10 protein-coding genes are annotated in these 10,842 nt (G+C 56.5%); 4 read left to right on the top strand and 6 right to left on the bottom strand.

Annotation, left to right across the window (positions count from 1 at the left end):
* Positions 1–424: 424 nt before the first annotated feature.
* Positions 425–571 carry a hypothetical protein gene (locus H6G07_RS24960; RefSeq protein WP_171973125.1) on the top strand — a complete coding sequence of 49 codons (147 nt, stop codon included), beginning with the start codon at positions 425–427 and terminating at the stop codon, positions 569–571.
* A gap of 320 nt (positions 572–891) precedes the next feature.
* Here H6G07_RS24960 and H6G07_RS24955 read toward each other — a convergent pair whose 3' ends face one another.
* Positions 892–1,152 (bottom strand): hypothetical protein, encoded by a 261-nt coding sequence (locus H6G07_RS24955; protein ID WP_190740804.1) that lies wholly within the window; start codon positions 1,150–1,152, stop codon positions 892–894.
* A 48-nt stretch (positions 1,153–1,200) separates the two neighbouring features.
* Positions 1,201–2,197 (bottom strand): IS1/IS1595 family N-terminal zinc-binding domain-containing protein gene (locus tag H6G07_RS24950; protein WP_139297232.1). Its coding sequence is split into 2 segments (ribosomal slippage): positions 1,201–1,836 and positions 1,838–2,197, totalling 996 coding nucleotides; the frame shifts between segments, so codons are not numbered across the junction.
* A gap of 361 nt (positions 2,198–2,558) precedes the next feature.
* Here H6G07_RS24950 and H6G07_RS24945 point away from each other — a divergent pair.
* On the top strand, positions 2,559–4,478 hold the full coding sequence (locus H6G07_RS24945) for a protelomerase family protein (RefSeq protein WP_190740802.1): 1,920 nt from the start codon (positions 2,559–2,561) through the stop codon (positions 4,476–4,478).
* A gap of 100 nt (positions 4,479–4,578) precedes the next feature.
* Here H6G07_RS24945 and H6G07_RS24940 read toward each other — a convergent pair whose 3' ends face one another.
* Entirely contained in the window at positions 4,579–4,968 is a 390-nt protein-coding gene (locus tag H6G07_RS24940) for an AbrB/MazE/SpoVT family DNA-binding domain-containing protein (protein ID WP_073611138.1), read from the bottom strand.
* A 385-nt stretch (positions 4,969–5,353) separates the two neighbouring features.
* The gene (locus H6G07_RS24935; RefSeq protein WP_190740800.1) at positions 5,354–5,629 is read right to left on the bottom strand and encodes a hypothetical protein; all 276 of its coding nucleotides are present in this window, start codon (positions 5,627–5,629) and stop codon (positions 5,354–5,356) included.
* A gap of 219 nt (positions 5,630–5,848) precedes the next feature.
* Between H6G07_RS24935 and H6G07_RS24930 the strand changes: the two genes are divergently transcribed.
* Both H6G07_RS24930 and H6G07_RS24925 read left to right on the top strand, forming a co-directional pair.
* Positions 5,849–7,066 (top strand): sodium-dependent bicarbonate transport family permease, encoded by a 1,218-nt coding sequence (locus tag H6G07_RS24930; protein ID WP_073611137.1) that lies wholly within the window; start codon positions 5,849–5,851, stop codon positions 7,064–7,066.
* An 81-nt stretch (positions 7,067–7,147) separates the two neighbouring features.
* On the top strand, positions 7,148–7,480 hold the full coding sequence (locus H6G07_RS24925; RefSeq protein WP_073611136.1) for a P-II family nitrogen regulator: 333 nt from the start codon (positions 7,148–7,150) through the stop codon (positions 7,478–7,480).
* A gap of 156 nt (positions 7,481–7,636) precedes the next feature.
* Here H6G07_RS24925 and H6G07_RS24920 read toward each other — a convergent pair whose 3' ends face one another.
* Entirely contained in the window at positions 7,637–7,780 is a 144-nt protein-coding gene (locus H6G07_RS24920) for a hypothetical protein (RefSeq protein ID WP_171973113.1), read from the bottom strand.
* A gap of 292 nt (positions 7,781–8,072) precedes the next feature.
* Complete coding sequence (locus H6G07_RS24915; RefSeq protein ID WP_073611135.1) at positions 8,073–10,709, bottom strand: CHAT domain-containing protein; 2,637 nt, start codon at positions 10,707–10,709, stop codon at positions 8,073–8,075.
* Positions 10,710–10,842 lie beyond the last annotated feature (133 nt).

Below are 10,842 nucleotides of genomic sequence, written 5' to 3'. Positions count from 1 at the left end.
CGATCGCGATCCTCCGAAACCCCTGAAACCCTTGTAAATAAAGGCTTTTAGCTGTTCTGTCTCTTGCTGCGATCGCCAGCGATCCCCGACTTACATAAAAACCCCTATCCATTTGACTGCTAATATATTAATATTCCATATGTCTAACTGTGTACAAGGCAGAGACATAAGAGATTTATATCAATCAGTTTGCACGGTTTTTCAATGCTTTCAGCCTCTCGAAAGCGCGATCGCTCCCTGTGTTGCTGACTTTTATATTCTTATTTTGACAATGACACTCGTTAGTATTTCCCTGCGAAGCGTTCAAACCCTTTATTTACAAAGGTTTTGAACTGCAATAGATTTGAATATAAACATTCTGACTGCTATTGCATATTTGTTGCAGTCAAACTATTATGGAGTAGTCAGAGTTCAATCCCTCCCCATGACCAGAACCACTGCCACCTCCAAGCCCGACGTTAAGCAGCACCTCGCTCTGGGGCTTGACCCCAAAGACTTGCAATACCTCAGTAGCCACCAGCAGCCTCTTCAACCTCCTGGAGAAACCGTCAACGGCTTCTCCATCGAATAGCGCTACACGCCTGCCCTCAGCGCCATGAGGGCTCCTCACCCCACACTTTAAGGCAATTCCCCATGAACACCCCCCAAGCACTCGTTACCCCCCTGCTGGCCCCCTACGCCACCGCCGCTACTATCCTGGCCACCGCTACCTGAAACACCTGTCAAGCACTGCGAAGCGATCGCGCCCTTGACGTCTACCGCACTCTCTCAATCCTGCTCCAGATCGCGGGTTGGCTGGCTTTCCTTGCCTGCCTCTATACCCTCCAAGCAGGCAAGGCCGCTCGTCGCTTCTACGAGGCCGAATGGTCCGCCGAAATCTACGCTCTGGCTCTACGCATTGACAATGCGATCGCCCCCCTCGATGGCGGCGCTGCCCTGCCCCAAGCCGATGAACGGCACCAAGATTCCCTTAGCAACCCTGCGCCTGAGGTCGTTGTCGCTTCTCTCGACAATGCGTTGGCCCTCAATGCCACTGACGCCATCCACCCTGAGCAAGTGCAGGCCGTCATCAACGGCTCTGGAACTTTGACGAACAAACTCCGCGCCCTCGCTTCCCTTGCCAATATCCAATGGCGGCACTCCAGAGGCCACAAAAAACACATGCGCAACGGCGATATCCGAGCAGCTGGCACTGGTCTGTTAAGAGGAGATACATTGAAACCCTCTCAGGCAGAGAAGCTCCTGGGTGAATAGCAAGCGACAACACAAGCCGATCGCCATCGCCGGAGTCGTCCGTTTGCCAAGTCCCCCGTGTGGCCTGACCCAGTTGTGGAGGATCCGCTGAACATCCAAGGTTCGTTGCAATCCATCGCGAGTCTTAGCATAGAGGTTTTGCCGCCGACGATAAGCGCTGCATCGCCGCCTTAGGGCGGCATTGTGAGCCTCGTTATGGTTGGCATGCACCTCAGTTAGCGGGCTAACGGCGGTGTAGGGATGCTCTGGTCTCACCCAGACGACCCGCCGCAGACCTTGAGACCCTTTCACTTTCATGGCGACTTCCAGGCCATACCGCCAGACTTTTCGGGTGCGATACCGACTGGGACACTCCCGCAGGGCCAAATAGACGCTAGCCAAGTCCCACAGTGCTTTAGCATAGCGGTGTTCTCCATCGGTAAACCAGCGAATGAACGGGCAGTGTTTGGCCCACTGCCAGGCCTGTTGGGTTCCCCGTTGAAACAGCAGTTCGTCTTTGTGCCCGGCCATCGCTGAGACCCAGTAGCGGCTCTGGCGCTCAATAAAGTGAATCGTCCACCCTTGGGAGCTACTGGGGGGGACGGTTCTCGCCCACGCGAGTGTAGACTTCATCGCCTTCCAGCGTTACCTCTCGACCACCTGGGGCCGGCGGTGACCAGGCATCCGCCTGACGGGCTAAGCGATCTTCCCACCGCAAAATGGTAGAGTGCGACGCCCCAAACAAGCGACCGGTTGCTCTCACTCCCAGGCCTTCGCTGCGGCCATTGAGGGCGGTCGCAACCACTGAACTCGGGGTGCGCAGGCGAGCCATCGGGGTGCCGGTTCGGTCGTTAAAACACTTGCTGCACCCCTTACAGCGATAGCGCTGAAGCACAGTGCCGTCCGTAAGCGACTCTCGCCCGTTTTTCACGACTTGCTGGCTTTGGCAGTAAGGACAATCCATGGGAATGACGTAGTTGCACTACAGTCATTCTACTTATCAACGCCTAGCAGGCCAGTGCCGGTGGCTCGGTAGAAGGCGGGGGTGATGCGATGATCGCGTCCTGGGTATCGGCAACACTGCTTCCGTTATCAACTCGCTGACCTGTGGGAATTCGAGCCGTAAAAAGCCCCCGGCACAGACTAGGGACTAAGGTGAAATTCCATGGGGCTATTCTACCCATCACCCATGGCCCTCCTCCAGCCTGGGCTACGCCTAACTCAACTAGCAAAAAATTACAGGTTGACCTATATAGATTTATTGACTGCTATAATTAAACCTTGTAGATGATGCCGCTCAATAACGTACCGTTCCGACAACAGCTATGGCCTCTCTATCCCAAACCTTCGACACAGCCCGCACCGAAATCGTCGCGGCGATGGAGCAGCGCATCGAAAAGGGCGATCGCACCAAACTCACCAAAAAAGAACTGGAGGAGCTGATCACTATCTTGGTGACCAAGCTGATGGAGATGAATGCCCTTGGCACTGACACAAAGGCGGCGCTTGACCGTCTCTGTGCAGCGGAACAGGAGCTTTTGGAGAGGGCCTATCCCCGCAGCAGTATCAATTCGGTCTATTTCCCGCGCTACACGAAAGCTATAAAAGCTGCGATTGAGGCGGGGCGTATCACTCTCAATGGCAAAAATTCGTACCCTCGGCGGTGGACGAAGCGCAATCCGTTGCCAGGAGAGCCTAGCAGCGGCTCTGAGGCGCGGCACTATGCCTTAGATGGGTTCACCTACCCGATTGAAATGCAGGCCCTGCTCAGAGCCGCTACCACCCAAAATGCCAATGCTCGTCAGGACGATCGCCAGCCGGTTGACCTCGATGCCTATATGGGCAAAATTAACGTCCTGTTGGCCTCGAATGACCCGATCGACTTGATCATTGCGATCGCGGCTGTCACTGGGCGACGGCACACAGAGGTCGTCAGCCTCGGCCATCTCCATCCCCATGGGGGGGAGATGGCAAAGCTGATTCCCCAGGGGCACCCCTACTTACTGCGCTTTACGGGGCAGCAAAAGGCGGCAAAAGCGGCCTACGACTTGCTGACGTTGGTGCCCGCACAGAACGTCTTACTGGCGGTTGAAACGTTGAGGGTTATGGCTGATATTCATGACTTAGACGGGGTCGCTTCTGATGACCCCAGAATGGAGGCGCTGAATGCTCGGGTGAATCGTCGGGTGGTTAAGGTGCTCGGTGAGGTGCTGCCCACCCCGAAGGGGTTTACCAATATTTCCATTCATCGCTGCCGCGCGGTCTATGTGCCGATCGCCCTCCACTTCTTCTGCCCACCCAATATCGCGGAGCAACGTTTGGCTCAGCATCTCCTCGGTCATGTGCTGCTCGATGACACAACCACCGGCAATGCCTCGGTGACGGGGCATTACTACCAGTATTATCTGACGCGTAATGGGAAGCCGCTCACAGCGCGGGGGGTGAAGTTGTCCGCTAGTGGCCCCATTCCTCTGCCACCCGATGAGTTGGATGCACCGGTTGCACAACCTTTTATAGAAATAGAAATTGAAGGAGCACAGATTGTGGCTGATTCTCTTCCCGCCAAAACGATGACGACGATGAGTGAGGCTCAGGAGGGTAACCCGGTTTGGAAGACGATCTCATCTCAGGCTCAGACGATCTCGACTCAGGCCCAGACAATCTCAGCCCAGGCGGCGACGATTGATCGACTCGCCCGCTCTGGCGGTGGGGGACAGAACGATGATTCAGAACTCAAGGCGCTGAAAGTCGAACATGAGCGACTAGTGGCGATGCTTGACGAGTTGAAGGCGATCGCCGCTGACCCCAATCAGCTTCAGGCCGCGCAGCGCTTCTTTGCCTTTGATTTTGACCGAGAGGGCGATGGTGAGGGGGCTGAGCAACCAGTGGCACCAGTGGCATCGGCGGCACCTAAACCGGCTCGGCCTGTTGATGACGACCACGACAAGGCGCAAAATACTAAGCCCTATCAGCGCGGGGTGCGGCTCCTTGAGATCACCCAACTATGGGCCAAGGAACATCCCGAGGCAACCGTCAAGTTCTCGGGGGCCTTACTCAAAGCCGTCGGCGTTCATGCCGCCGCCATTAAGGCCATTACCACTGATCTTGAACAGGAAATTGAGGCCTTCAACAAATCCCTCGGTGATGATTCCCTCAAAACCCACAACAAGGGTAGAACTGAGCCCTTCCTCAAATTCGCGTCGGAAAAACTCCAATCAGAAGGTCTCTATAACCCCCGCAGCTAAAACACAGCAAAATAAAGGCAACTCACCTTGAGTGGTGAGTTGCCCCTTGAAACCAGAAACTCATTTCTGGGACAAACACGTCATTGACATCGCTATCTAATCAGTCATTGTCTTCATTGCCTTCATCATCCAGTTTAACCAGGTGAATGTGCTTATAGCCCAGCTTAATTTTGAACTCATCACCAGACTTCAGCCCCATCTCTTGGGTATAGGCTGCGCCAATCACAATCTGTCCATTCTTGTGAACCGTTAGGGTGTAAGACGCTTCTCGGCCCCGGCCATCGGCACTCTTCTGGGGTTCAAGTTGAATGCCCTTGGCTGCCAGTAATGCATCGTAGAACTCGGCTAGAGCGACACGGGCTTGCCCATCTTTGCTGACGGTGAAATAACCACATTCCTTAGCCAGTTCCCGCTTGCTCCGTCCATCATTCTCTTTTACCTTGGCTAGAAGCGCTTTGCCAGTCAACGCTTCTCTCTCTTTTACTGCCATAATTTAGAACGCCCACAAAATACAGGTCAAAATACTAAACAACCCATAGAAAATTAGTCTAGAGTCGTTTAGAACTGCTTTCCTACTCTATCTAAAAACTTCAACAAAAAAACAGTATTTTGGAAATAATCCGCTTCAAGCCGAATTGTTAGGGATGCAGCTGGTAGCCTAAGACAGCTCGCAAATGACTCCAAAAATCGTCCGGCTTACTCAAAATTTTCATTGGCTCCAATTCAAAGTTTTTAGGTAGCGCCATCCCTATCGCTGAGAGGACGCGATGCTCCGATCATCCTCTACAATACCCAGCCAAATGCTGAGGCTGATTTGACTGGGCCAACCCTAGGCCAACTTGAAAGCCCGTTCAAGGCACTTTGAAACCCTACGGTTATCTGACCGTGCCGCGCAACGCTTTGGCATTGAGGGGTAGCAGATCGTCGACGATGCCCAGCACCAGAGGCAGCTTGCGGAGTTGCTTCACCCAGCTCGAGGCTGAACTTTCCGCTAGCTGCTTGATTTTGAGGTTGCGCGCAGCGGCGCGTTCTAGGCCGGGAAAAAATAGCTGTCTATAAAAAGAAAAACTTATGACTTGGATTTGACATTGCGTTGCAAATCCATGGTGGAGAGCAAAAAAACCGGCACCTTTCAGGATAGACTCGAGCACATAGAGATTTAGGCATTAATAGACAAGAGTCTATAGAAGCGTGCAGAACACCGGCACCTTTCAGCCCTCTTCGGAGAGCGGCCCTCTCTATGACCATGTCGACAGGTATTTTCATACACCTGTGCTGTGGGGGTGAAGCGCTGCGCCCTTACTTTCCTCAAGGTCTAAAGCTCACTTATCACCATAGTCACGCCTCAGAGGAGGTAGAAGGAGGTTTCAGTGGATTTCTTGTCCGAGTTCTTAACAAATTTTGGGGCGCAGTTGCAGTCCCCAACCCTGGGCTTTCTGATTGGCGGTATCGTCATTGCTGCCCTCGGTAGCGAGCTGCAAATTCCCGATGCAATTTATAAGTTCATCGTCTTCATGCTGCTGATCAAAGTCGGTCTGACCGGCGGCATGGCGATTCGCAATGGCAATCTGGCAGAGATGCTGCTGCCCGCGCTGTTTGCCGTAGTAACAGGGATCGTGATCGTGCTGATTGGGCGCTACACGTTCGCCAAACTGCCCGGCATCCGAGTCGTAGATGCCGTTGCCACTTCGGGCTTGTTCGGTGCCGTGAGTGGTTCTACCATGGTCGCCGGCATAACGGTACTGGAAGGGCAAGGCATCGAATACGAGGCATGGGCTGGCGCACTCTATCCCTTTATGGACATCCCGGCGCTCGTGACGGCAATCGTTATAGCCAGCATTTATACCAGCAAGCAAAAGCGCGAGAAGTATCTCAAAAACGAGAAATATCTCAGACATGAAGAGTATCTCGGCATGCAGCCGATTCCCGCAGGCAGGGCTCCCATCAACCAGCCGGTTCCCGCAGTTGCCGCAGGCGGGGTTCCCATTGACCAGCGCAGCGGTGATGCAGGCGGATATTCGGGTGAATCGGGTGGTAGTACAGGCGGGTATGCCAGCGGGCCGGGGGGCAGCCTCCCAAGCGATCGAGTTCAGATCTGGCCCATCGTGAAGGAAAGCATCCAGGGTTCTGCCCTATCGGCACTGCTGCTGGGTCTTGCCCTAGGCATCCTAACTCGGCCCGAAAGTGTCTACGAGAGCTTCTATGATCCCCTCTTCCGCGGCCTGCTTTCGATATTGATGCTGATCATGGGTATGGAGGCCTGGGCCAGACTCAACGAGCTGCGCAAGGTGGCTCAGTGGTATGCCCTATATGCCTTTGTGGCACCGTTTCTGCATGGGTTTATCGCCTTCGGTCTCGGCATGATTGCCCACTATGCAACCGGATTCAGCGCTGGCGGCGTCGCACTCCTAGCCGTCATTGCCGCCTCCAGTTCAGACATTTCAGGGCCGCCCACCCTGCGGGCTGGGATCCCGTCGGCCAATCCCTCTGCCTACATCGGCGCGTCCACGGCCATCGGCACGCCGGTTGCGATCGCATTGTGCATACCGCTCTTCGTCGGGCTCGCCCAGGCGCTGACGGGTGGCTAATCTCAGACGGCTCCGGTCTGCCGGTGCTCCCCTAGTCCGGCGACCCAGTGGTTCAGTAAATTCATGTGAAAGGTAATACCTATGTCCAAACCGGCCAAAAAGCTCGTGCTCATCACCGAGAAGTTGCTGCTAAAAAAGATCGCTCAGGTCATTGACGAAGCCGGGGCGACCGGTTACACAGTGTTAGAAACTGGCGGTAAAGGCAGTCGTAACGTGCGCTCGTCAGGACAACCCAGCGTTTCTGACACCGAGTCGAATATCAAATTTGAGGTGCTCACCGAAAATCGAGATATGGCCGAGAAGATCGCAGATCGGGTCGCCGTGCAGTTTTTTAATGATTATGCGGGCATTGCCTATATCTGTGACGCGGAGGTGCTGTACGGGCACAGTTTCTGCGGGCCAGACGGCTGTTGAAGTTCGACGACGCAGACTCAAAAGCCGGGGCCTGACTCCGGCTTTTTGGAATTTGATCAGCTAGGGTTAACTACCATTCCCAAACCCTTTAATGCGACCAAGGCAAACGTCTTCAAATTGGCCGAACGCCTACAGAGAACTGCCCCAGGGGATAAGTCAGCCGCAGAGACGGTCATCAAGGGTTTGTTGAGCAACGGCTAGCAGGCCAGCGATGGCGAAAACAGCCAGCAGGGCGAGCAGCAGCGATCTGAGGGTCGCTGCTGCTTTTTGGGTGGCGACCAGGCTAATTTTTGCCAGCATTCAGGATACAATGATTCGTCAAAGGCTTCGCTCAGCACCATGGGCGTTGGTGGAGCCGCCCTACTGCTGATGTCTGGGGGTACTGTGGTGGCCCTGCGCCGGGGCTTGGTCAAGCTGCCCAAACTCAGCACCCACTGATGAATTGCACCCATCGGCTAGCCCTCGGCCAGAGAGACACGTCTGCGTTTCTCTGGCCGAGGCTTTATGCTGTGGCCGTCGCCAGGTCAGTCAGAACATTGCCACGCTGAAAACGTTCAAACGTTTGAAAATTTTCAGAGAGCAAATCTCCGGTTCAAAGCCAGTTGCCGACCAAAATTAGCGGTGCCCACTTGCCAGGGGTCACGCTAGCACCCCGCTGAATAGCCTGAATCTGGGCCTGCTGGAGCGCCTGGGCTTTGTTGAGATGGGGCTCTTTCAAGAACCGATAAAAGTCTTGGGCAATTTGGGCGGTGGTGGCATCGTCGGCCTGCCAGAGGGAGGCGATCGCGCTTCTGGCCCCCGCCCGAATCGCCACCCCGGCCAGGCCCAGAGTAGAGCGATCGTCCCCAGCGGCGGTCTCGCAGGCTGTGAGCATGACCAGGTCAATCTGGGGGCTGTTAGAGTTCCCCGCCTGAATGAACGATTCTAGCTGGCCAAAGGTGACGGTCTCCCCCTGCCCGGTGATGATGAAATTTTCCCTAGGGTCGGGGCTAAACTGACCGTGGGTAGCAAAGTGCAGAATGGAAAAGGGCGTTTCTTGCAAGGCCTGCTGCAGTTGGGCCTGGCCAAAGGCCTCATCGAGCAGGGCCTGACTGCCCGGCAGTGCGGCCAAGACCGAGGCCACCTCCGTCGGCACCGCTGGAATGGGCGGAAACCGCCGCCCTGCTGCGACCACCGCTTGACTACTGCCCAATACTAGAGCCTGCAAGTTCTCAGGGCGCGGTGCGGCGGCGGTGGTCAGGGTGAGGGCCGGGGTGGTGGCCACGGCGTATTTCTCAATTAAAAACTGGTCGCCGTCGTAGAGGGCCGCCATGGGCACACTGCGCAAAAAACCGTCGTGGATAAACACCAGGGTGGTGATACTGCCCGCTTTTAGCGCCGGTTCCAAAGGTTTAATTAGCTGACCGTAGAGCTGTTGGGCCACGGTAGTGTCGTAGGGTTCGGTGTAGAAGGCCTCTAACCCGAGGCGAAACTGCACCACGGTGTCTCGCAGCTGGGAGCTATTGTCAATCCAGATGAGCTGGGGAGGTTGGTTGGGCAGGTTGACGATTAGGGCCGTGCGCTGGGGCAGAACGACCGAGCTAATGACGGCGGTATTGGCGCTTTGGGCCAGCAGATCGACTCGGGCCTGGGCCACGGGGTTGAGAATGCAGTCGTTGCCAAAGTAATTTTGCAGCTCTGCTAGCCGCAGGGCATCGGCGGTGACCAGGGCCGATTCTAGGGCGGAGTCCGTTGGGGGCAGGTCTTGCTTTGCCGCCTGAAGGCTGGCCACCCCCGATAGCTGGAGTTCAATCAGCTCGCGGTAGAGGGGCTCAACGGTATCGCGAAAGTCAAACTGCACATCGCGATCGGCCACCAAAATTTCGGTGCGGATGCTCTCTAAGGTGGTGACGGCCTGGGTGTAGGCGGCCAGGGCTGCGTCCAGGTTGCCCTGGCGGCGATCGATGCGGCCCGCTTGCCACTGCCACAGGTAGAGGCTGTCGGCTACCTCCAAGCCCTGGGTGGCCGCTATTTGGGCCTGCTGGGTTAATGCCATGGCGGCAGCTAGCTGGCCCTGGCACTCGCGCAGGTGGCCCAGCTCTCCCAGGGCAAAGGATTGGGCGCGGTAGTCGTTAATTTGGGTGGCGATCGCCGCTCCCCGGTCTAGCCAAATCTGGGCCTGGGCCTCGTCACCGGGCATGACACAGCGAAAGGTAGTGCCCACTGGCTGATATGACCGTCCCAGAGCGATCGCTCCGTAGGCCAGGGTGCGACTGGCGGGCAACTGGGCGATTAATTCGCTCAGCCGCTGGCGGGTCACACCCACAGCCGCCGAGTTGTCTTGCTGTTGATAGAGGGGCAGCAGGTTGAGGCGGGTTTGCCACTCAGCGGCTAGATTGCCCTGCCCCTGAGCGCTTTCTAGCGCTTGCTCTAAAAGCTGCTGGGCCTGCTGAGCCTGCCCCTGGGCCTGGCTGCTAAAGGTGTTGGCAATGCCGGTTAGCCCGAGCTGGCTAGCCGCCTCAGCTCGGCGGTTGTCAATGCGCGATCGCCGCTGAAAAATGCTGCCCAGGCTGTTGAGCAGTGGCCCCTCAAACTGACCATAGCCCAGCTCCTGCACCAGCTGTAGACCCTTCTGCAACACAGCCTCGGCTGCTGGGTAGTCGCCCAGAAGCCGATACGCTTCGCCCAAACTGCCCAGGGCGGCTACTTCCCCCAGGGCATCGTCAGTGGCGGTGGCGAGAGCGAAGGCCGAGCCGGGGGTGCAAGAGTCTGCAAAAGCCTCTGTAGCGGGCAGACAGAGCAGGGCGATCGCCCGGCGGTGCTGCCCCAGGCTCAAATGCACCTGGGCCTGCTCAGTTAGGGTGCGCCCCAGGTGCAGCGAGTCGCCCACCTCGCGATAAAGAGTCACCGCTGCCGCCCAGGCATCGAGTGCCTCAGCAGATTGCCCCACTTGCTGGTAGGCTCTAGCCAGGTTTTCATAGACCAGCACCCGAGACGATGACTCGGCACCAGGGCCATAGCTCTGTAGCGCCCGTTGCCAGCGATCGATGGCGCTCTGGTAATCGCCAGCTTGATAAGCAGAAACCCCGGCCTGCACTAGCTGCTCTGGGGTGCCCGCCTGGGTTGCGATCGCATCGTTCGCCAACCCTACCGACCACCACCCCTGGCCGCTCCAGATGGCCAGCATTAGCCCCACCAAAAACAGCAGCCCCCAAAGGCCATTCAAGCGACGGCGCAGACGGTTTGGCATCAAGACACACCCCTTTTTGATGACAAGGCAGCCTGTTGAGCCGGTTCTCCTGAGGCATAGCAACAGCTCAGCCTCAGGGTAGCAGAGGATCTCAGGCAGGGCACCACGTTCTTCTCGGGAGTCGCCTGGGCGG

Source organism: Phormidium tenue FACHB-1052 (assembly GCF_014696675.1).
GTDB classification, from domain to species: domain Bacteria; phylum Cyanobacteriota; class Cyanobacteriia; order Phormidesmidales; family Phormidesmidaceae; genus Nodosilinea; species Nodosilinea tenuis_A.
The sequence above is the reverse complement of the archived record's forward strand: the minus strand, read 5'-3'. Positions and strand labels throughout refer to the sequence as shown.